18 protein-coding genes and 1 other RNA gene are annotated in these 21,077 nt (G+C 70.8%); 7 read left to right on the top strand and 12 right to left on the bottom strand.

Annotated features, from left to right (window positions below):
- Positions 1-57: 57 nt before the first annotated feature.
- Positions 58-1,443, top strand: a complete 1,386-nt coding sequence (locus tag DEJ12_RS04365) for an O-acetylhomoserine aminocarboxypropyltransferase/cysteine synthase family protein (protein WP_111029178.1) — start codon at positions 58-60, stop codon at positions 1,441-1,443.
- Entirely contained in the window at positions 1,444-2,760 is a 1,317-nt protein-coding gene (locus tag DEJ12_RS04360; RefSeq protein ID WP_111029177.1) for an LLM class flavin-dependent oxidoreductase, read from the top strand. It abuts the gene before it with no gap.
- Positions 2,761-2,776: 16 nt separating this feature from the next.
- Here DEJ12_RS04360 and DEJ12_RS04355 read toward each other — a convergent pair whose 3' ends face one another.
- The 8 genes from DEJ12_RS04355 to DEJ12_RS04320 all read right to left on the bottom strand — a co-directional run bounded on the left by DEJ12_RS04355 (position 2,777) and on the right by DEJ12_RS04320 (position 9,694).
- Positions 2,777-3,682, bottom strand: a complete 906-nt coding sequence (locus DEJ12_RS04355) for a hypothetical protein (RefSeq protein ID WP_111029176.1) — start codon at positions 3,680-3,682, stop codon at positions 2,777-2,779.
- 162 nt (positions 3,683-3,844) lie between these two features.
- Positions 3,845-4,221, bottom strand: a transfer-messenger RNA (tmRNA) gene (ssrA, locus tag DEJ12_RS04350).
- 96 nt (positions 4,222-4,317) lie between these two features.
- Positions 4,318-4,794: an SsrA-binding protein SmpB gene (gene smpB / locus DEJ12_RS04345; protein WP_027465851.1), complete on the bottom strand. Its 477-nt coding sequence runs from the start codon at positions 4,792-4,794 to the stop codon at positions 4,318-4,320.
- Between the two features lie 131 nt (positions 4,795-4,925).
- Positions 4,926-5,840: a permease-like cell division protein FtsX gene (gene ftsX / locus DEJ12_RS04340; RefSeq protein WP_027465852.1), complete on the bottom strand. Its 915-nt coding sequence runs from the start codon at positions 5,838-5,840 to the stop codon at positions 4,926-4,928.
- A complete protein-coding gene (gene ftsE / locus DEJ12_RS04335) occupies positions 5,837-6,592 on the bottom strand; it encodes a cell division ATP-binding protein FtsE (RefSeq protein WP_017888215.1) in 756 nt (251 codons plus the stop codon). Before ftsE ends, ftsX begins: the two co-directional genes overlap by 4 nt.
- A 61-nt stretch (positions 6,593-6,653) precedes the next feature.
- A complete protein-coding gene (gene prfB, locus DEJ12_RS04330; RefSeq protein WP_111029293.1) occupies positions 6,654-7,763 on the bottom strand; it encodes a peptide chain release factor 2 in 1,110 nt (369 codons plus the stop codon).
- A 45-nt stretch (positions 7,764-7,808) separates the two neighbouring features.
- Positions 7,809-8,804, bottom strand: a complete 996-nt coding sequence (locus DEJ12_RS04325; RefSeq protein ID WP_111029175.1) for a Gfo/Idh/MocA family oxidoreductase — start codon at positions 8,802-8,804, stop codon at positions 7,809-7,811.
- A gap of 2 nt (positions 8,805-8,806) precedes the next feature.
- On the bottom strand, positions 8,807-9,694 hold the full coding sequence (locus DEJ12_RS04320; protein WP_071406362.1) for a sugar phosphate isomerase/epimerase: 888 nt from the start codon (positions 9,692-9,694) through the stop codon (positions 8,807-8,809).
- A gap of 68 nt (positions 9,695-9,762) precedes the next feature.
- On the opposite strand from DEJ12_RS04320, the gene DEJ12_RS04315 reads away from it, so the two are divergent.
- Entirely contained in the window at positions 9,763-10,785 is a 1,023-nt protein-coding gene (locus tag DEJ12_RS04315) for a LacI family DNA-binding transcriptional regulator (protein WP_111029174.1), read from the top strand.
- Between the two features lie 143 nt (positions 10,786-10,928).
- On the opposite strand, the gene DEJ12_RS04310 is transcribed toward DEJ12_RS04315, so the two are convergent.
- Complete coding sequence (locus DEJ12_RS04310; RefSeq protein WP_220034773.1) at positions 10,929-11,423, bottom strand: GNAT family N-acetyltransferase; 495 nt, start codon at positions 11,421-11,423, stop codon at positions 10,929-10,931.
- Between the two features lie 151 nt (positions 11,424-11,574).
- Between DEJ12_RS04310 and DEJ12_RS04305 the strand changes: the two genes are divergently transcribed.
- Positions 11,575-12,210, top strand: coding sequence for a hypothetical protein (locus tag DEJ12_RS04305; RefSeq protein WP_111029172.1), 636 nt, complete (start codon positions 11,575-11,577; stop codon positions 12,208-12,210).
- Here the strand turns inward: DEJ12_RS04305 and DEJ12_RS04300 are convergent.
- The 3 genes from DEJ12_RS04300 to DEJ12_RS04295 form a co-directional block, all read right to left on the bottom strand.
- Positions 12,203-12,583, bottom strand: coding sequence for a hypothetical protein (locus tag DEJ12_RS04300; RefSeq protein WP_146245048.1), 381 nt, complete (start codon positions 12,581-12,583; stop codon positions 12,203-12,205). The genes DEJ12_RS04305 and DEJ12_RS04300 overlap by 8 nt on opposite strands.
- Before the next feature lie 119 nt (positions 12,584-12,702).
- Positions 12,703-12,900: a hypothetical protein gene (locus DEJ12_RS17790; RefSeq protein WP_128780060.1), complete on the bottom strand. Its 198-nt coding sequence runs from the start codon at positions 12,898-12,900 to the stop codon at positions 12,703-12,705.
- Between the two features lie 69 nt (positions 12,901-12,969).
- On the bottom strand, positions 12,970-14,151 hold the full coding sequence (locus DEJ12_RS04295) for a cysteine desulfurase family protein (protein WP_111029170.1): 1,182 nt from the start codon (positions 14,149-14,151) through the stop codon (positions 12,970-12,972).
- A 59-nt stretch (positions 14,152-14,210) separates the two neighbouring features.
- Here DEJ12_RS04295 and DEJ12_RS04290 point away from each other — a divergent pair, with 59 nt between their 5' ends.
- The 3 genes from DEJ12_RS04290 (at position 14,211) to glgB (ending at position 21,043) form a co-directional block, all read left to right on the top strand.
- On the top strand, positions 14,211-16,319 hold the full coding sequence (locus DEJ12_RS04290; RefSeq protein ID WP_111029169.1) for a glycogen-debranching protein: 2,109 nt from the start codon (positions 14,211-14,213) through the stop codon (positions 16,317-16,319).
- 174 nt (positions 16,320-16,493) lie between these two features.
- Positions 16,494-18,494 (top strand): alpha-1,4-glucan--maltose-1-phosphate maltosyltransferase, encoded by a 2,001-nt coding sequence (locus DEJ12_RS04285; protein WP_181433020.1) that lies wholly within the window; start codon positions 16,494-16,496, stop codon positions 18,492-18,494.
- Positions 18,491-21,043, top strand: coding sequence for a 1,4-alpha-glucan branching protein GlgB (gene glgB, locus DEJ12_RS04280; protein ID WP_111029168.1), 2,553 nt, complete (start codon positions 18,491-18,493; stop codon positions 21,041-21,043). The genes DEJ12_RS04285 and glgB overlap by 4 nt, the downstream gene beginning before the upstream one ends.
- The last annotated feature ends 34 nt before the right edge of the window (positions 21,044-21,077 follow it).

Below are 21,077 nucleotides of genomic sequence, written 5' to 3'. Positions count from 1 at the left end.
GCCTGTCCGCGCCGAGCGGCTGCGAGGCTACCGCCAGACGACCCCCGGAGGTGTCCCATGGCGACCGACGACCACGGCTTCGCGACCGAGCAGGTACACGGCGGCTTCGTGCCCGACACCGGGCACGGCGCCCGGGTCCCCGCGATCCACATGTCCTCCGGGTTCCTGTTCGACGACTTCGACCAGGCCCGCGACCGCTTCGCCGACACCGACGACGGCTACACCTACACGCGTCTCGGCAACCCCACGAACGCCGACGTCGAGCGTCGCGTGGCGCTGCTCGAACGCGGTGTCCAGGCGATCCTGGTCGGCAGCGGTCAGGCGGCGGCGACCGTGGCGTTCCTCGGCCTGCTGCAGGCCGGCGACCACGTCGTCAGCGCCCGGAGCATCTACGAGGGCACGCGCGGGCTGCTGCTGCAGAACCTCGGCCGGCTCGGCATCGAGGTCGACTTCGTCACCGATGCCCGCGACCTCGACGCCTGGGCCGCCGCGGTCCGACCGAACACGAAGGCGTTCTTCGCCGAGACGATCCCGAACCCGAAGAACGACGTCCTCGACATCACCGGCGTCGCCGAGACCGCACACCGCGCCGGCGTCCCGCTGATCGTCGACAACACCCTCGCAACGCCGTACCTGGTGCGCCCGGTCGAGCACGGTGCGGACATCGTCGTGCACTCGGCGTCGAAGTTCCTCTCCGGGCACGGCGCCGGACTCGGCGGCGTGGTCGTCGACGGCGGCCGCTTCGACTGGTCCGCCGCCCCCGAGCGCTGGACCCACCTGACCAGCCCCGAACGCTCCCTCGGCGGCGAGAGCTACGTCGAGCGGTACAGCAACCGGGCCTTCGCCGTGTTCGCCCGCGACGTCGTCGCCGCACGCATCGGCCCGGCGCCGTCGCCGTTCAACGCGTTCCTGCTCCGCCAGGGCATCGAGACGCTGTCACTGCGGGTGGAACGCCACTGCGCGAACGCGCTGGCCGTCGCGTCCTGGCTGGACCAGCAGCCGGAGGTGACGAGCGTCGACCACGCGGGCCTGGCCTCCAGTCCGTTCCACGACCTCGCCCAGCGCTACCTGCCCCGCGGGGCCGGGTCCGTCTTCGCCTTCACGCTCGCCGGTGGCGAAGCCGCCGCGCGGGCGTTCATCGACGCCGTGCAGCTGTTCAGCCGGATGACCCACCTGGGCGACGTCCGCTCGCTGATCCTGCACCCGGCCACCACCACGCATGCCGGCCGCACGCCGGAAGAGCGAGCCGAGCAGGGCATCGACGACGGCCTGATCCGGCTGTCGGTCGGCATCGAGGACGTCGCGGACCTGCTCCGCGACCTGGAACGCGGGCTCGTCGCGGTGCGGTCCGCAGACGCCGCCGCCGGCCTGGAGGCACGTGGAGCGTCCGACGCGCAGCGCACGGCAGTCGGTGGGCCGGCCCTCGACCGGCAGGGGCGCTGAATGGCCGAGCTGCAGCACTTCGGGTACTTCTTCTCGCGCGGCTTCGGCCCGCAGGCCTGGGGCCGGTCCGACTGGGACTGGGGCCACGACTGGACGAAGCCGGACCTGTACCAGCAGTCCGTCCGGACGCTCGAGCAGGCCGGCATGGACCTGGTCATCGCCGAGGACGCCGTCTCGCTCGGCTCCCCCGCGACCCTCGACCTGCGCATCCGGCAGGCGTACGGCGGCCCGAAGCACGACCCGCTGCTGCTCGCCCCGTACCTGTTCGCCGCCACCTCGCACATCGGCATCGCGCCGACCGTCAACGCCGGCATCACCCCGCCGTACCTGGCGGCACGGCAGTTCGCGACCCTGGCGCACCTGTCCTCGGACCGGCTGGGCATCAACGTCGTCACCGACGTCGGCAGCGCACGCCACGCCGGCCTGCCGCCGCTGCCGCACGACCAGGCGTACGACCGCGCTGAGGAGTGGATCACGCTGCTCCGCCGGCTCTGGCACTCGTGGGGCGACGCGTACGTCGGCGCACCGGACTCGTGGCACTTCGCGGACGGCGACGCGCTCGACGCGTTCCACCACGAGGGCGCCCACTTCACCGCCGACGGTCCGCTCAACGCCTTGCCGCTGGCGTCGGACCCCGTGGTCGTCTCCCCCGGTGGCTCGGGCCGAGGGCTCGCGTTCGCCGGCACCCACTCGGACGTGCAGCTCGCGCTCGCGCCGCTGTCCGCCGCCGCGGTGACGGACTACCGCGCCCGAGTGATCGCGGCAGCCGAGGCCGCAGGGCGGTCCACCGCGGACCTGCGGATCCTGTTCGTGCTCAAGCCCGTGATCGTGTCCTCACCGGAAGAGGCCGACCGCATCGTCGCGGCGTCCGAACATCCCACCGACGACGCGCTGCGTGCGGCGGCGATCGCGTGGTCGAGCGACTCCGAGACCGACCTGCTCGCGCTCGACCTGGACGCCCCGGTGCCCGCCGGGACCTTCGGGGAGCACGTCTCGGCCGGCACGATCCGCGGGCTGCTCGGAGACACCCCGGACGCGCCGCTGCGGGAGCTGCTCACCCGCAAGGCGCGGCAGGGGCGGATCGCGCCGGGGTCCGGATCGCGGTCCGGGTTCGTCGGGACGGCGGACGAGTTCGCGGACTTCATCGAGGAGCTCGGCAGCGACGCCGACAACGACGGGATCATCTTCTCGGGCGACCTGCACCCGGCGCAGATCCACCGGATGTTCGGCGATCTGGTGCCGGTGCTCCGGCGCCGTGGGCTCCTGCGACGGGAGTACGGCGCCGGAGGGATCCGGGCGAACCTGTTCGACTTCTAGCGGGAGCGGCTGCGAGCTACTTCTTCTTCTTGGACTTCTTCTTCGCGTCGTCGTCGTCCTTCTTCGACTTCTTCTTCCCGTCGTCCTTCTTGGACTTCTTCTTGCCGTCGTCGTCCTTCTTCGACTTCTTCTTCCCGTCGTCCTTCTTGGACTTCTTCTTGTCGTCGTCCTTCTTCGACTTGGCCTTGCTCGCACCCGTCGGCAGCGGCAGGACGGTCGACACGGCCTCCGGACCCGCCTGCGAGACGTCGGCGTCGGCGTCGTCGGACGCGGCCTCGGTCTCCGTCTCCGTCTCCGTCTCCGTCTCCGTCTCCGGCGACTCCACCCCGTCGATCGGCTCGACGACCACGGCCGACCCGGTGTCCAGCTCGACGTCGACCGCGTGCTCCTCGAGCACCGGTGCCAGGGCGTCGGCAACCCGCTCGACCGTCAGCACCGCGTCCGCCTCGGCGAGCCGGAGCAGGGCCTGCGCGGTCCGCACCCGGGTGGTCGTCCTGCGCGCGAGGACGTCCGACCGTGCCCCCTCGAGGAACGTGCGCAGCGCGCGTTCCGCGGCGGAGCGTCCGCGCGGGGCAGCGCGATCGAGCCGATCGAGTTCCCCGGCGACCCCGGAGACGTCGTCGGCGACGTGCTCGTGGCGGACCGACTCGATGAGCGCGGCGATGGCTGCGGCGGCACGTTCGACCCCGGCGGAGCGCTGGTCGAGCACGACGAGCATCTCGACCACCGAGCCGTAGGTGACGGTCTCGAGGCGAACCGGCTCCGCGCCGCGGCCGCGAACGACCAGACGGGTGTCGGGGTTCGGCAGCCATGCGGCGAGAGCGGCGACCGTGGCGACGGAGCCCACGATCCGCTCGTACTCGCTGAGCACCACTCGTTCCTGCTCCCGCAGACGGACACGGATCGCGATCTCCTGCACCACGTGCTGACCTCTCCTTCGGGTTCGACGCGAGCGTGTTCTGCGCGCCTGCTCCGGAGCGTAGTCCTCGGACGTGGCGGAACAGCGAACGCCCCGGCACTGTCCAGGGGACGGTGCCGGGGCGTTCAGGTGGCGCAGCGTGACAGCGGTTCGTCGTTCGGCGAATGGTGGAGATGGGGGGAATCGAACCCCCGTCCATCGCTGCAATTCGACGTCTTCTACGGGCGTATCCGGATAGTTCGTTCTGCTCGGCCCCGTCCTTTGCTACCGGCTTCTAGGACGACGGGCCCAGTCTCAGTGCAAGTCCCGCACGGCCCTGAGGCGCAACCGTGCAGCAAGTCCTCTGGATGACGTCGGGATCAGGTTAGAAGACGGTCACCTGGCCGACGGACTTCATGTGCTGGGCTGCTTACGCAGCGAGAGCGAAGTCAGTGCGCTTGGAATTGGCACTTGTTGTTTTCCACGGATCGTTTACGAGATAACCGTGGGTCCTCGGCCCGCTTCCCGTCGGCACACAGGCAATGTCGAAACCGATCATCCCCATGCGGGCCGGACGTGCGAGCCGCTGTCACGCTGTTGAGTTGCCAATGCCCACTGTCGGAGCAGTCCCTCAGTCTAGCCGAGGAGGTGCGTCGGCGCTACTCTCCGACGCGGTTCCGGGTGCGCATGGCCCGCTCGGCCTCACGCTTGTCGGTCTTCTCGCGCAGGGCCTGGCGCTTGTCGAACTCGCGCTTGCCCTTCGCGACGGCGATCTCGATCTTGGCCCGACCGTCGTGGAAGTAGATCTGCAGCGGCACGAGGGTGTAGCCGCCCTGGGCCGTCTTGTGCGAGATCTTCACGATCTGCTGCTTGTGCAGGAGCAGCTTGCGCTTCCGCCGCGGCGAGTGGTTGTTCCAGGTGCCCTCGGTGTACTCCGGGATGTGCACGGCGTCGATCCACGCTTCGCCACCGTCGATGTAGGCGTACCCGTCGACCAGGGACGCGCGCCCCATCCGCAGGGACTTCACCTCGGTGCCGGACAGGACCATGCCCGCTTCGTACGTGTCCTCGATGAGGTAGTCGTGCCGTGCGCGACGGTTCGTCGCGACGATCTTCTCCCCGCGTTCCTTCGCCATGACGACTCCTCTCGATGGTGACCGGTGCAGTGCGCTGCGTGGGTGGTTCCGCGCAGCCCTACAGACTACTCAACACGAAGCGGGCGGCGCACCTTCCCGGCGCGCCGCCCGCTCGCGGATGCTGTGCTGCGTCAGACCTTCAGGTACCGGCGGATGGCGATCGACGCCGACGCCGCGGCGAGGAGCACCCCGATCACGATCACCGCGGGGACCACGATGGCCGCGTCGCCCATGCCGATGAACGCCGTGCCGGTGAAGCGCTCCGCCAGGAAGTTCCGGACGAAGAACCAGACCACGGCGGTGATCGCGCCACCGGCCAGGACGGCTCCGATGGCGGCGGCGATCACCCCCTCGAGCACGAACGGTGTCTGGATGAACCGGTTCGACGCACCGACGAGCCGCATGATGCCGAGCTCTCGCCGTCGACTGAACGCCGACAGGCGGATCGTCGTCGCGATGAGCAGGACCGCCGCCACGAGCATGAGGGCCGCGATGCCGATCGCCGTGTACGACGAGGCGTTGAGCAGGTTGAAGATCGGCTGCAGGTACCCGCGTTGATCGACGACGCTCTGCACGCCGGCGACCTTCGACAGGCTCTCGACCAGGACGTCTGCCTGCGACGGGTTCTTCAGGTTCACCCAGAAGGTCTCGTTCAGGTACTCCGGCTTGACGAACTCCGTCGCGGCCGAGTCCTTGAACTGCTCCTTGAACCGGGTGAAGGCCTGGTCCTGGTTCTCGTAGTAGGTCTTCTCGATGTACGGCTTGAGCGTTGACGAGTCGAGCTGCGCCTGGACCTGCTCGCGCTGGTCCGCGGTGGCCTTCGCGCCGGTGCAGTTGCCCGTGGTGTCGGTGTCGGTGCACAGGTAGACGGCGACCTGCGCCCGGTCGTACCAGTACCCCTTCATCTGGTTGATCTGCATCTGGAGCAGGATCGCCGTGCCGACGAAGGTCAGGGAGATGAAGGTCACGAGGACGACGGAGACGACCATCGACGCATTGCGCCGCAGGCCCGAGCCGACCTCGGACATGACGAGCCCGAGCCTCATCGGATGAGCCCCGGGATCGTCTGGATGCCGGTGGTGTTGGACACGGTGCCTCGCTGGATCGGGACGGCCTGGGTCTGGTAGCCGCCGGACTGCTCGTCGCGCAGGACGGTGCCGTTCGAGAGCTCGATGACCCGCCGCTGCATCTGGTTGACGATGCTGGCGTCGTGCGTCGCCATCAGCACGGTGGTGCCTCCCTGGTTGATGCGTTCGAGGAGCGCCATGATGCCGGCGGACGTGGTGGGGTCCAGGTTTCCGGTGGGCTCGTCGGCCAGCAGGATCGCCGGCTTGTTCACGACGGCGCGGGCGATGGCCACGCGCTGCTGCTCACCACCGGAGAGTTCGTGCGGCATGCGGGTGGCCTTGCCGGCGAGCCCGACGAGCTTCAGCACGTCGGTCACGGCCTCACTGATGAAGCCCTTGCTCTTGCCGATGACCTGCAGCGAGAACGCCACGTTGTCGAACACGTTCTTGTTCGGCAGCAGACGGAAGTCCTGGAAGACCACGCCGAGGTTGCGGCGGAAGTACGGGACCTTCCGCGATGCCAGGGACCCGAGGCGCTGCCCGAGCACGTGGATCTGCCCGCTGGTGGGCTTCTCCTCCTTGAGCACGAGGCGCAGGAAGCTGGACTTGCCGGAACCGGACGCGCCCACGAGGAACACGAACTCGCCCTTGAGGATCTCGAGGGTGAGGTTGTCGAGCGCCGGACTCGGGTTGCCCGAGTAGACCTTGGTGACCTGGTCGAATTTGATCATGACCGGATCAGGGTAGGTCGCCGCGCTTGGAAAGCAAGCGAGGCGCGCGGCTCACGAACCCCTACTCGGCGGCGGATTGCTTGCGCCAGCGGATGCCCGCGTTGATGAAGCCGTCCAGATCGCCGTCGAACACGGCTGAGGGGTTGTTCACCTCGTGCTCCGTCCGGAGGTCCTTGACCATCTGGTACGGCGCAAGGACGTAGGAGCGGATCTGGTCGCCCCAGCTCGCCGTGATGTTGCCGGCGAGTTCCTTCTTCTTCGCGTTCTCCTCTTCCTTCTTCAGGAGGAGCAGGCGCGACTGCAGCACGCGCATGGCGGCCGCACGGTTCTGGATCTGCGACTTCTCGTTCTGCATCGAGACGACGGTGCCGGTCGGGATGTGCGTCAGGCGCACCGCGGAGTCGGTCGTGTTGACGGACTGGCCGCCGGGGCCCGACGAGCGGAACACGTCGACGCGGATGTCGTTCTCGGGGATGTCGATGACGGCGGTCTCCGGCATGAGCGGGATGACCTCGACCGCGGCGAAGGACGTCTGGCGCTTGCCGGCGGCACCGAACGGCGACATCCGGACCAGGCGGTGGGTGCCGGCCTCGACCGACAGCGTGCCGAACGCGTGCGGGGCGTCGATCTCGAACGTCGCGGACTTGATGCCCGCCTCTTCGGCGTACGAGGTGTCCATCACGGTGGTCTTGTAGCTGTGCTGCTCGGCGTACCGGAGGTACATGCGGAGGAGCATCTCGGCGAAGTCCGCCGCGTCGACGCCACCTGCACCGGCGCGGATCGTGATGACCGCCGGACGGTCGTCGTACTCGCCGTCGAGGAGCGTCTGCACCTCGAAGTCGCCGATCATCTTCTGGATCGCCTTGAGCTCGGCGAGCGCTTCGTCGGCGGACTCCTGGTCGTCGCCCTCGTTCGCCATCTCGACCAGCACCTCGAGGTCGTCGATGCGCTGCTCGGTGTCGGTGATCTTCTTCAGCTCCGACTGGCGGTGCGAGAGCGCGCTCGTCACCTGCTGCGCGTGGTCGACGTCGTCCCAGAGGTCCTGGGCCCCGGCCTGCTCGCTGAGGTCGGCGATCTCACGCTGCAGGCGGTCGACGTCGACCACCGAGCGGATGTTGCCGAAGGTCTCGCGAAGGGCGGAGAGCTGCTCGGTGAAGTCCAGTTCGACCATGGTCATCGATCCTACCGGCGCGAGTCCGACTCGGCCGACCGGGGGTCAGTAGTCGATGTGCTCCGTCCGCCCCGACGACAGGGCACGAGTGGCCGCCTCGGCGATGGCCTGGGCCCTGAGCCCGTCCTCCAGGGAGACCGGCGGCTCGGATCCGGACTCGAGCGACGCGACGAAGGCGGCGAGCGTCGCGGCGTAGGTGGGCTGCACACGCTCGAACCAGCCGTCGTGGAGTCCGTCCGCGACGATCTGCCCATCGGTGTAACGAGCGACGTTCCCGCGGTGGTTCCGCCGCGACTCGACGAGTCCGGACGATCCCATGACCTCGATGCGCTCGTCGTAGCCGTAGCCGGTGCGCCGCACGCTGTCGATCTGCACGAGCGCGCCGGAGGGCATCGTGAGGGTCGTGACCGATGTGTCCACGTCGCCGAACTCGCGGATGGCCGGGTCGACGAGCGCCGAACCCGCCACCGCGACCGTCACCGGATCCTCGCCGGTGATCCACCGCACGAGGTCGAAGAAGTGCACGGTCTGGTCGCGGAGCTGGCCGCCGGAGACCCGCAGGTAGTCGAGCGGCGGCAGGGACGGGCCACGGGAGCTGAGCTGGAGGAGTTCGACCGCACCGATCTCCCCCGCGGCGACGATGCGTTGCAACTCGGCGTGGTCACGGTCCCATCGCCGGTTGAAGTCGAGCATCGCCGGCACGCCGCTGGCACGCACGTGCTCCACCACCGCGACCGCGTCGGCGTACCCGGCAGCGATGGGTTTCTCGCAGAGCACGGCGATCCCGGCGTCGGCGGCAGCGTGCAGGTGCTGCGCGTGGGTGTCGGTGGAGGAAGCGACGAAGACCGCGTCGACCTGCGCCGCGTCGAACGCCTCGTCCTGGGTGAGCGCCCGCGTGCCGTGCCGTGCCGCCAGCGATGCAGCGCGGTCACGGTCGACGTCGTGGATCCCCACGAACTCGACGTCGGGGTGCGCTGCGAGGGACGCGGCGTGCACGGCGCCGATGAAGCCGGCACCGACGAGTGCGAAGCGTTGCGTCATGATCAGCCCACCAGGATCGCGGTCAGGTCGTGCATGGTGCGTGCGACGACGGCGGGATCCTGTTCGTTCGCCCGGTCGGAGAACATCTCGGTGACCCACCATCCGTCGTACCCGGTGGCCTTGATCGCGTCGACCCACTGCTGCAGCGGGATCGCACCGCCACCGATGACGACGTTCCGGTGGACGGCTTGGTCGGGAACCGTCCGGTCGCGGTCCAGGTCGAACCCGTCCGACAGGTGGACGGCCTTGATGATGGACGCGGGCAGCGCTCGGACCTCGGCCAGCGTGTCCCCGGTCGTCCAGAAGTGCCAGGTGTCGAGTGCGATCCCCACGTTGTCGCGCCCGGCCTCCTCGATGATGTCCAGCGCGTGCCGGCATCGGTTGAGGTGCGCCCAGGCGAGGGGCTCCAGGTAGACCTCGAGCCCGTGGTCCGCGGCGATGTCCGCCGCCAGACGGACGTTCGCACCGGTGATGCGGACCGCTGCGTCCTCGTCGAGTCCGAGCGTCGCCCGGTACCGGGTGTCGTCGTCGGCCAGCCGGCCAGCGCGGTGGTCACGGACGACGGCGGAATCGACCGGCCCGGTGCACAGCTGCACGATGGGCGCACCGACGGCGGTCGCCACACCGCACATGCGCTCGACCTCTGCGACGAAGTCGTCGCGACCGGCACCTTGACGCTCGATGTCGAGCACGGCACCGAGCCCCGTCACTTCGAGGCCCTCGAGCAGTGGCGGCAGTGTCTGCACGTCGTAGCCGGCATCGAGGTACCGGTAGAGCTTCGGGCTCTGCAGCTCGATGCCGCCGTAGCCGGCTTCCTTCGCGAGGCGGACGTCCTGGACGACGTTGCCGTGGAACGTCGTCGTGACGTTCATGGAGATCTTCGGGGGCATCTGCGCTCGCTTCGTTGGACAGCACTGGAACAAACTGGACCGGTCCAGAATAGGACTAGCCTGCTCTCATGTCGAGACCGCACCACGCTCCGACCATCCGGGACGTCGCCGAGCGCGCCGGGGTCTCGAAGTCGCTGGTCTCACTCGCGCTCCGCGGCGACCCAGGAGTCAGCGACGCCCGTCGGGCGGCCGTCGAACGAGCAGTCGACGAACTCGGCTACCGACCGAACCGCGCAGCGAGGAGCCTCGGCGAGCAGCGGACGGGCACGGTCGGAGTGCTCCTGAACGACCTGCGGAACCCCTGGTTCGTCGACCTGCTCGCCGGACTCACCGCGACGCTCGACACCGTCGGACTGGCACCCATCCTGGTCGACTCGGCGACCACACGGCGCGTGGGCGGTTCGCCCGTGGACATGCTCCTGCGACAACAGGTGGACGGCATCGTCGTGGTCGGCACCACAGAGGACGACGCCGCGCTCCGTCGGGCGGTCCAGGAGGTCCCGGTGGTCCTCGCCGGGACGTACGAGCCTGACGACCTGCACGCCGACGTGGTCGTGAACGACGACCATGCCGGCGCGTCGATCGCGACAGAGCACCTCCTCGCGCTCGGACACACCCGGATCGGTCACCTCGTCGGCCCGGGGCGCGTCGGAGAGCTCCGCGAGCAGGGTTTCCGCGCGACCATGACCCGCCACGGTGCCGACGCCGTCGTGGTGCCGGCCGGCATGAGCGAGGAGAGCGGGTACGCGGCGGCCCGACGAGTCCTGGGCACGGCCGACCGTCCGACCGCGCTCGTGGCCTACAACGACCTCGTCGCCATCGGCGCGTTGTCCGCGGCCGACGACCTCGGCCTCGTCGTCCCGGACGACGTGTCCCTCGTCGGGTACGACGACACCTACCTCGGCAGCATCCGGCACATCTCGCTCACCACGGTCGACAACGGGACGTTCGCCATCGGGGCCCAGGCGGCACGGTGGCTCGGTGAACGCGTGCAGGGGCGAGATCCGGAGCCGCGCGTGCACCGAGTACCGGTGTCACTCGTGGTGCGGCGCACCACGAGCGGTCCGAGACCGACGGACGGCGACCGCTGACGACGACGTCGCCGACGGTCCGGGGTCCCAGCGCGCCCGCCTGTCCGGCGCGCACCCGGAAGGCCGACCGGGAGGCCCGGCGCAGGTCCGTCCCGCTTGTCGCGGTCTTCCTCCGCACGCCTCGCACACCCGCCGCGGCCCCGTCATCCGGGTCTCCGGTGCGACCTGGCGATCGCGTACCGTCGCAGCCGCACGCCACCGCGGCGCTCGGTCGACAGCAGGACGGCGTCGTAGTGCTCCAGCACCCCGATGGAGCCGTCGTTGTCATCACAGCAGACGGCGATCACCGGGTCGATCCCGACGCGCGATGCGTGCGCGAGCACCTGGCCCAGCGCCCAGGTCGCCACGCCTCGGCCCCTCGCCGAGGGACGGATCCCGTACCCGACGTGGCCGAACCGCTGCACGCCGGCGGCGTCTCCCGGCGCCCGGAGTGCGATCCCGCCCAGGACGCGGCCGTCCTCGACGATCCACCAGAGGGCCCCGGGTCTGGCGTGCAGTCGGCCGACCCAGGTGCGGAACCCGTCCTCGTCGCCGACGTCGTCCTGGGCGGTGATCCCGAATCCGTCCTCGTGCACACCCGGCCCCCACTCGGCATGCGCTTCGGCCCACGCCTCGTACAACGCCGTCTGCGGCCTCACCAACTCGAGCATGTCCAAGTATCACAACGAAGCGGGTCGGTGGCGATCCCCTCGTGCGGATTCGACCGCAGTCGCTTCCGGGGTCGCACGCGCGACCCGCACCGACCGTGACCCGTAGAGTCGAGAGACTCTCGACGTCAGGACCCGAACGATGACCAGCCCCGCAACCGACCCAGCCGGAGCCGAGCGGTGGGCAGCCGCCGCCCGGCTCGCCGACGGCCAGAGTGACGACGGGCTCCGCCGTCGCCGGACGCGCGTGTTCGTGTGGGCGGGGGCACTCGTCCTGGTGTCGTGGGCGGTCGGGGTGGTCCTGGCACTGGTGCTGGTGCCGGCCACCGGGAGCAGCCACGCGAGTGGCCGCGATGGCGTGCAGCTGCTCGTCCAGCTCCTGCTGTTGCTGCTCGGGCTGGTCGTCGGCATCGTCGGTTTCGTGTGGGCCTTCCGCTCCGGTCACTACGTCACTCGCTGGCGATCGGTGAGCAGCCCGCTCTCCCGCGCGGAGCAGCGGTCGGTGCGGCGTCAGATCGCCGGCAAGGAGCCGATCGACGACGAGCACGCGGACATCGTCGTCGCGGTGGCCGTGCAGAACCGTCGAGCCACGCTCGGGATCCTGCCGATCTTCGGCGCCGTGATGCTGTTCGCCGCCTCGACGGCGGTGAGCACGGACAGTCTGCCCATCAAGCTGATCGAGCTCGTCGCGTCGTTCGCGGTGGTGCTCGGGCTCGTGCAACTGGCCGTGCAGTACCGACGAGCCGGGCGGTTCCTCTCGGAGCGCCCCGTCAGCTGACGTCGTCGGGCTGGCCGTCCGCACCGCTCGACCGTCGGCGGCGTCGGCTCCTCAGGACCAGCAGGAGACCGACCAAGGACGCGGCGCTCCCGAGGAACACCCCCGCTCCGACCCACGTCGTGACTGACGTGCCGTGCCCGAAGAGCGCGTTGATGAGCATGCCGAGTCCGACGGCCACGCCGGTGAGCAACACCGCGCAGGTCGGTTCGAGCCACGGAGGCGACAGGAGCGACCGTCGGTCGACCGGGAGGCCGCGGTCCAGTCGAGCACGCGCGGCTCGCTCGCGGTCCTGTATCGCGATCCCGATCGTCGGCCCCCAGAAGGCCACCGTGGCCTGGCTGCCGTCGGGATCGACCAGGATCAGGATCGCCATCGTCGCAACCGCACCGCCGAGGTACCACCAGGGGAAGACCCGACGGATCGGGACGGCCCAGCGGCTGTCCCGCCGAGTGCCGTTCCGCGGGTGGTGCTCGCCGCCACTCGTGACCACGGTCAGCGCTCCCGGCGCAGCCCTCGGATGAGCAGGGCGGTGCACACCAGCATGGTGCCGGAGACCAGCACCGCGGCCCCGAGGACGGCCGTCGGCGTACTTCCTGCGGACACGAGCAGCACGATCCCGATGAGCGCGAGCGGAGCACCGACGAGCAGACCCACCAGGTCGGCACTGCCCTGTGGTTTCGGAGTGGTCACGGGCTCAGGCTACCGGCCTGAAAGTCGGGATCGCGGCCGGGCGAACAACGCATGCCCGGAGGGCTCCCACTACCGCCCGAGCAGCGGCTCCCGCGACGCCATCCCAGCGGCACCGGCCCGAGCGACCGCATCGGGCAGCGCCGTCAGGAACGCGTCGACGTCGGCATCGGTCGTCGTGTGGCCGAGCGTGATCCGGAGCGCACCACGGGCATCCTGCTCCGACAGTCCCATCGCGAGCAGCACGTGCGACGCCTCGGGCACCCCGGCCTGGCACGCCGACCCGGTCGACACCGCGACCCCGGCGGCGTCGAGCAGGAACAGGAGCGAATCGCCCTCGCACCCGGGGAACGTGAAGTGCGCGTTGCCCGGCAGCCGGTCGACCGGGTCCCCCATCAGCACCGCGGACGGCACGGCCGCACGGACCCCGGCGACCAGGCGGTCCCGCAGGGCGACGAGCGACGGGTGCGGCATCGGCTCGGCGACGACCGCGCTGGCCGCGACACCGAAGGCCGCAGCCGCCGGAGCGTCCTGTGTGCCGCTCCGCACCTGCCGCTGCTGCCCACCGCCGTGGATGAGGGGTTCGACGGTGGCCTTCCGCCCGAGCACGAGTGCACCGATGCCGACGGGCCCGCCGATCTTGTGCGCGGAGACGCTGAGGGCGTCGAGGCCGGACCCGGCGAACGACACCGGCACCTGCCCGTAGGCGGCGACCGCGTCGCTGTGCACGGGCACGCCTGCGGCGTGCGCGAGCTCGACGATCCGTGACACGGGCTGGATGGTGCCCACCTCGTTGTTCGCCCACAGGAACGTGACCAGGGCGACGTCCGAGGCGTCGGCGAGCCGCGCCTCCAGTCCGGCGAGGTCGACGCGACCCTGCGCGTCCAACGGGACCACGTCGATGACGGCGCCCTCGTGCGTCTCCAGCCAGGTCAGGGTGTCGACGGTGGCGTGGTGCTCGCCGCCCGGGACGACGATGCGGGGCCGCTGGCGGTCGCGCTGGCGAGCCCAGAACAGGCCCTTCACGGCGAGGTTGATGCTCTCGGTGCCGCCGGAGGTGAACACGACCTCCACGGGGTCGGCGTCGAGCGAGCGGGCGACGGCGGCGCGGCCGTCCTCGAGCAGCATCTTGGCGCGCTGACCGGCGCTGTGGATGGACGACGGGTTGCCGACGGTGCCCAGGGCATCGGTGAAGGCGGCGAGCGCCTCCGGCAGGATCGGCGTCGTCGCGGCGTGGTCGAGGTAGACCGACAAATGCACCCCCTGGATCGAGCAGTGTCCAGGATACGCGCCGGTCCTCGTACCCTTGTCGCGTGCACGAGACAGCGATCGACCTGACGCCGGGGTTCTCCCTGGGCGGGACCGTCCCCCGGTTCACCCTGCGGTCCGCGACGGCGACGGACGTCGTCCTGGTCGTGGCGAGCGCGGGGAGCGCGGGGAGCGCCGACGGAGCCGACCCCTCCGACGTGCGGCCGACACGGTACGCGCTCGAGCGGGTGCCGGACACCGACGTGTGGACCGGCGAGGTCCCCGGGGTCGTGCCCGGCGACCGCTACCACCTGCTCGTGGACGGGCCGGTGGGGCCGCGGCACGAGTTCGACCCGACGCGTCCGTTGCTCGACCCGTACGCGCGGGGCATCCTGCCGACCGGCGACGACGAAGCGTCCGGCCCCCGCTGGACCAGCGTGGTCGTCGACGACGCGTTCGACTGGGGCGGCGTCGTGAAGCCGCAGGTCCCGCTCGACCGTGCCGTCGTCTACGAGGCGAACGTCCGCACCCTGACGGCCGCGAACCCGCACCTGCCGGAGCACCTGCGCGGCACGTACGCCGGGGTCGCCCACGAGAGCACGATCGCGCACCTGCACCGCATCGGCGTCACGACGCTCGAGCTGCTGCCCGTGCAGGCGTTCGACACCGAGCGGTGGCTCCGCGAGGCCGGCCGGCAGAACGCCTGGGGCTACAACACGCTCGGGTTCTTCGCCCCGCACGCCGCGCACGCCTCGGCACCGGCGCAGCAGGAGGGCGCCGACGCCGTCCTGCGCGAGTTCAAGGGCATGGTCCGGCTGCTGCACGAGGCCGGCATCCAGGTCGTCCTCGACGTCGTCTACAACCACACCGCGGAAGAGGGCCTGGGTGGTCCGACGACGAGCCTGCGTGGCATCGACGGTGCGAACCGCTACCGCTGGGCGCAGACCGACCCACCGCGTCGGGACACCTACTACGACACCACCGGGTGCGGGAACACGCTCGACACCTCGGTCGAGGCGACGGCGGACTTCATCCTCGACAGCCTGGCGTACTGGGCGCGCGAGGTGCAGGTCGACGGGTTCCGCTTCGACCTGATGGCCGCCCTGGCCCGCGACGGCGAGCACCGGTTCGACCCGTCGCACCCGCTGCTCGAGCGCATCCGGAACCACCCGGACCTGCAGGACACCCTGGTGATCGCCGAGCCGTGGGACGTCGGCCCGGACGGCTGGAAGACCGGGGAGTTCGGCGCGGCCGGGCACCGCACGAGCGAGTGGAACGACGGGTTCCGCAACACGGTCCGCCAGTTCTGGCTCACCGACATCGCTGAGGAGCGCCGCACCGGCCTGCCGCAGACCGGGATCGGTGCGCTCGCCGGAGCCCTGACCGGGTCGCGTCACGTCTTCGGCGCCGACCGCGGCCCGCTGGCGAGCGTCAACTTCGTCACCGCGCACGACGGCTTCACCCTGCTCGACCTGGTGTCGTACGACGGCAAGCACAACGAGGCCAACGGCGAGGACAACCGCGACGGCTCGAACGACAACCGCTCGTTCAACCACGGCATCGAGGGTGACACCGCCGACCGAGGGGTCCGCGCCGCGCGCGGCCGGTCGATGCGCAACCTGGTGGCGACCCTGATGCTCTCCGCCGGGGTGCCGATGCTCACCGCCGGCGACGAGCGGAGCCGCACGCAGCACGGCAACAACAACGCCTACGTTGTGTCCGACGACCTGACCCCGGTGGACTGGTCCGACGACGAGGACGCCGAGACGATGACCGAGGCCGTCGCCGCGCTGGCCCGGTTCCGGCAGGCGCACCCGTCGCTCCGCCCCACACGCTTCGGCGTCGAGGGGCAGGAGACCCCCGGGGCCTCGCGGATGTCCTGGTACGGGCCGGACGGGCACCCGATGACGATCGAGGGCTGGGACCAGCCGGTGCATCGCGCCCTGCAGTACTTCGTCGAGTCGACGCCGGAGCACGAGCCCTTCGACCGCGTCCTGGTGGTCGTGCACGGCAGCGGCCGCACCCGCGACCTGACCCTGCCGGTGCGCGAGGACGTCCTCGGGTACCGCCTGGCCTGGTCGAGCGAGAAGCACCGCGACCACGAGCGCCTGCGTCCCGCCGGGCAGGTCTTCACCGCCTACGGCCCCGGCATCCACCTGTTCGAGGTGGCGTAGCGCCGAGCAGGCGGGTGCGGCCCGGCGTCGTGACCGGGTGGCGGACGGGAGGCCCGTGGCGGCCCCGCCACGGGCCTCCCGTCCGGTCCTCAACAGGCTCCACGGCGCGCCCGGCCCTCCACAGCGGGCCGATTCCGGGGAACGCGGAGCCGCTCGCCGGGTAGCGTCGCTTCCGTGGCCACCGCAGACCGACCCCGCCGCCCGAAGATCGGGCGCATCCCGATCACCGAGCTCGCCCCGAGGACGCCGAACGGCTTCCCCGGCAAGGCATTCGACGGCGAGGTGATCACGTTCGGTGCGACCGTCTTCCGAGAAGGACACGGCATCATCGGCGCCGACCTCGTCCTCGAACGCCCAGACGGTGGAACCCGCACCGTCCCCATGACCCTCGGTGCCCCCGGCACCGACCGCTACGAAGCCACGGTGCAGGTCGACCACGTCGGCGTCTGGACGTGGCACGTCGAGTCGTACTCCGACGACTGGGCGAGCTGGCTGCACGGCGCACGCCTGAAGATCGCGGCCGGCGTCGACACCGAGGCGACCCTGCTCGACGGTGCCGTGCTGCTCGACCGGCTGGCCGAGGAGACCGACTCCCCCGCCGCCACCCGGACCGCCGCACGCGTCCGCGACACCGACCTCGACCCGGCCGAGCGCCTGGCCGCCGTCGACGACCCGCGGATCGTCGCCGAGGTCGAGGAAGCCCCGCTCACCTCGCTCCGGACCCACTCCGCCACCCAGCTGCTCGACGTCGAACGCACCCGCGCCGGCGTCGGTGCCTGGTACGAGTTCTTCCCCCGCTCCGAAGGCGCGAAGAAGAACCCCGACGGCTCCTGGAAGAGCGGCGACTTCCGCACCGCGGCCCGACGGCTGCCCGCCGTCGCCCGGATGGGCTTCGACGTCATCTACCTGCCGCCGATCCACCCCATCGGCACCACCGCCCGCAAGGGGCCGAACAACACGCTCACGCCCGGGCCGAACGACCCCGGCAGCCCCTGGGCGATCGGCTCCCCCGAGGGCGGGCACGACGCGATCCACCCCGACCTCGGCACCGAGGACGACTTCCGCGACTTCGTCGAGACGGCGAAGAACACCGGCATGGAGGTCGCGCTCGACTTCGCGCTGCAGTGCTCCCCCGACCACCCCTGGGTCACGCAGCACCCGGAGTGGTTCACGCAGCGCGCCGACGGGTCCATCGCGACCGCCGAGAACCCGCCGAAGCGCTACCAGGACATCTACCCGATCCAGTTCGACACCGACCCCGAGGGCCTGGTCACCGAGGTCGAGCGTGTCCTGCGCCACTGGATCGCCTTCGGCATCCGCATCTTCCGCGTCGACAACCCGCACACCAAGCCGCTCTGGTTCTGGGAACGGGTCATCCGTGAGATCCGCGACGAGCACCCCGACACCGTGTTCCTCGCCGAGGCGTTCACCCGCCCGGCGATGATGCGCGCGCTCGCCGAGGCCGGGTTCCAGCAGTCGTACTCGTACTTCACCTGGCGCAACACGAAGGACGAGATCGAGGACTACTTCACGGAGCTCTCGCACGAGACGAGCGACTACCTGCGCCCGAACCTCTTCGTGAACACGCCCGACATCCTCACCGAGTACCTGCAGTTCGGCGGCCGTGCCGGCTACAAGGTGCGCGCGGCACTCGCCGCCACCGGCGCGCCGACCTGGGGCATGTACGCCGGGTACGAGCTGTTCGAGGACGTCGCCCGACCGGGCTCGGAAGAGAACATCGACAACGAGAAGTACGAGTACAAGCCGCGCGACTTCGCCCTGGCTGAGGCCGAGGGCGCGTCCCTGGCGCCGTACGTGACGATGCTCAACCGCCTCCGTGCGGCGCACCCCGCGCTGCGACAGCTGCGGAACCTGCACGTGCACGCCGCCGACGACCCGGCGATCGTCGTCTACTCGAAGCACCTGTCGGGCGAGTACATCCGGTCAGGACGCCCCGACACCGTGATCGTGGTCGCCAACGTCGACCCGCACTCCGCCCGTGAGACCACCGTGCACCTGGACCTCGCCGCACTCGGTCTGCCGACCGAGGGCCTGTTCGACGTCCGTGACGTCGTGACCGGTCAGCGCTGGACCTGGGGCGCGTCGAACTACGTCCGCCTGGACGCGTTCCAGGAGCCCGTGCACCTGCTCGTCGTGGAAGGACCCCACCGATGACCCCCGAACCGACCGACCCCACGAAGCGCGGACCGGCCGTCCCGCCGGTGCCGCCTCCGCCGCCGGCCGTGCCGCGGTACGAGCCGAAGGTGTCCGCGCCCGACGAGGACCTGCCCGGCGCTCCGCCGGCGCAGCGCGAGGCGCCCGACCGCGGCGTGGCGGAGTCCGCCACGCTCGCCGGGCACCCCGCCGACCCGACGCACCCGCGGCAGCCGCCCGTCGCAGCCGCCTCGACTTCCGACTCCCCGACGGCCCCGACCGGCGGCGCTGCACCCGTGGTCCGCCCGGCCTCCGTCGACGCGCCGGTCGCCCCCAGCGCCGCTGCTCCGGCGTCGGCTGCTGCCTCGGCTCCGGCCGCCACCGGTACGGCCGCGGATCCGCGTCCGGCTCCGATCGAGGACTGGCTGCGTCTGCAGGTGGCCGAGGGCCGCTGGTCCCAGCCGCACGACGTGCTCGGCCCGCACCCGGTCGACGGTGGCACCAGCGTCCGCGTCGTCCGGCACCTGGCCCGCGCGGTGCGCCTCGTGCGCCCCGACGGCGACGACATCGAACTCACGCACGAGGGCGACGGGCTCTGGGCCGGCGCCACTGCCGAGACCCTCGGTCGCTACCGCGTCGAGTCGGAGTACGACTACGACGAGTCCACGGACGAGGACGACGCCACCTGGACCACCGACGACGCGTACCGGTTCGCCCCGACGCTCGGCGAGCTCGACCTGCACCTGTTCGGCGAGGGCCGTGACGAGCAGCTCTGGCACCACCTCGGCGCACACGCCCGCACGGTCGACGGTGTCGACGGTGTCGCGTTCGCCGTCTGGGCACCCCGGGCCACCGCCGTCCGGGTGATCGGTGACTTCGAGGGCTGGGAAGGCCGCACCACCGCGATGCGCCGTCTGAGCGACCTCGGCGTCTGGGAGCTGTTCTGGCCCGGCGCCGTCGTCGGGCAGCGCTACAAGTTCCAGATCCTCACCGACTCCGGCTGGGTGGAGCGGGCCGACCCGTTCGCCCGCGAGGCCGAGATCGCGCCCGCCACGGCCTCCGTCGTCACCGAGTCCACGTACACGTGGTCCGAGGGCGACGCCGCATGGATGGAGCGCCGCGCACAGACCACCACGCACGACGCCCCGATGAGCGTCTACGAGGTGCACCTCGGCTCGTGGCGCCCCGGCCTGTCGTACCGCGAGGTCGCCGACCAGCTCATCGGGCACATGGAGTACACCGGCTTCACCCACGTGGAGTTCCTGCCGCTCGCCGAGCACCCGTTCGGCGGCTCGTGGGGCTACCAGGTCACCGGGTACTACGCACCGACCGCACGCTTCGGTTCGCCGGACGACCTGCGCTACCTGATCGACCGCCTGCACTCCGCCGGCATCGGCGTGATCATGGACTGGGTCCCCGGGCACTTCCCGAAGGACGAATGGGCCCTCGGTCGCTTCGACGGCTACGCGCTGTTCGAGCACCCGGACCCGCGCCGCGGCGAGCAGCTCGACTGGGGCACCTACGTGTTCGACTTCGGGCAGCCGCAGGTGCGCAACTTCCTGGTCGCGAACGCGCTGTACTGGTTCGAGGAGTTCCACATCGACGGCCTGCGGGTCGACGCGGTGGCCTCGATGCTGTACCTCGACTACTCCCGCACCGACTGGCTGCCGAACATCCACGGCGGCCGCGAGAACCTCGACGCGATCTCGTTCCTGCAGGAGACGAACGCGACGGCGTACAAGCGCTACCCCGGCATCGTGATGATCGCCGAGGAGAGCACCTCGTGGCCGGGTGTAACCCAGCCGACGAGCGCCGGCGGACTCGGCTTCGGGCAGAAGTGGAACATGGGCTGGATGCACGACTCGCTCGAGTACGTGCAGCGCGACCCCGCGTACCGCAGCTACCACCACGACGAGATCACCTTCTCGTTCGTCTACGCGTTCAGCGAGCAGTTCACCCTGCCGATCAGCCACGACGAGGTCGTGCACGGCAAGGGCTCCCTGTACGGCAAGATGCCCGGCGACGAGTGGCAGAAGCTCGCCAACGTGCGTGCGTACCTGGCGTTCATGTGGGCGCACCCCGGCAAGCAGCTGCTCTTCATGGGCCAGGAGTTCGCGCAGCCCGCCGAGTGGTCCGAGGCGAAGGGCCTCGACTGGTGGCTCCTCGACCAGCCCGGCCACCGCGGTGTGCAGGACCTCGTCGCGGAGCTCAACCGCGTGTACAAGGACTCCCCTGCGCTCTGGACGCACGACTCGACGGCCGACGGCTTCGAGTGGCTCGAGGGCGGCGACGCACCGCACTCGACCCTCGGGTTCCTGCGGAAGGACGGCGACGACCGGGTCGCGGTGTTCGTGAACTTCTCCGGCGTGCCGGTGGAGCGCCGCTTCGGGCTGCCGACCGCCGGCGAGTGGCACGAGGTCCTCAACACCGATGCTGCCGAGTACGGCGGCTCCGGAGTCGGCAACCTCGGCGTCGTCACCGCCGAGGACACCCCGTGGGCGGGCCGCCCCGCCTCGGCGCACCTCGTGGTGCCGCCGCTCGGTGCCGTCTGGCTGAAGCTGGCCCAGTAGCCCGGCCAGCGTCCGCGACGCGGCCGACGGACAG

Origin of the sequence: Curtobacterium sp. MCLR17_059 (assembly GCF_003234665.1) — a bacterium.
In the GTDB taxonomy this organism is placed as follows: domain Bacteria; phylum Actinomycetota; class Actinomycetes; order Actinomycetales; family Microbacteriaceae; genus Curtobacterium; species Curtobacterium flaccumfaciens.
This window is presented reverse-complemented; position numbering and strand designations above follow the sequence as displayed.

Excerpts from the sequence above, each read along its gene's own strand:
- DEJ12_RS04320 (WP_071406362.1), bottom strand. The coding sequence starts at position 9,694 with ATGCCCCCGAAGATCTCCATGAACGTCACGACGACGTTCCACGGCAAC.
- DEJ12_RS04315 (WP_111029174.1), top strand. The coding sequence starts at position 9,763 with ATGTCGAGACCGCACCACGCTCCGACCATCCGGGACGTCGCCGAGCGC.
- DEJ12_RS04365 (WP_111029178.1), top strand. The coding sequence starts at position 58 with ATGGCGACCGACGACCACGGCTTCGCGACCGAGCAGGTACACGGCGGC.
- prfB (WP_111029293.1), bottom strand. The coding sequence starts at position 7,763 with ATGGTCGAACTGGACTTCACCGAGCAGCTCTCCGCCCTTCGCGAGACC.
- ftsX (WP_027465852.1), bottom strand. The coding sequence starts at position 5,840 with ATGAGGCTCGGGCTCGTCATGTCCGAGGTCGGCTCGGGCCTGCGGCGC.
- DEJ12_RS04325 (WP_111029175.1), bottom strand. The coding sequence starts at position 8,804 with ATGACGCAACGCTTCGCACTCGTCGGTGCCGGCTTCATCGGCGCCGTG.
- DEJ12_RS04300 (WP_146245048.1), bottom strand. The coding sequence starts at position 12,583 with ATGGCGATCCTGATCCTGGTCGATCCCGACGGCAGCCAGGCCACGGTG.
- glgB (WP_111029168.1), top strand. The coding sequence starts at position 18,491 with ATGACCCCCGAACCGACCGACCCCACGAAGCGCGGACCGGCCGTCCCG.
- DEJ12_RS04360 (WP_111029177.1), top strand. The coding sequence starts at position 1,444 with ATGGCCGAGCTGCAGCACTTCGGGTACTTCTTCTCGCGCGGCTTCGGC.
- smpB (WP_027465851.1), bottom strand. The coding sequence starts at position 4,794 with ATGGCGAAGGAACGCGGGGAGAAGATCGTCGCGACGAACCGTCGCGCA.
- DEJ12_RS04305 (WP_111029172.1), top strand. The coding sequence starts at position 11,575 with ATGACCAGCCCCGCAACCGACCCAGCCGGAGCCGAGCGGTGGGCAGCC.
- ftsE (WP_017888215.1), bottom strand. The coding sequence starts at position 6,592 with ATGATCAAATTCGACCAGGTCACCAAGGTCTACTCGGGCAACCCGAGT.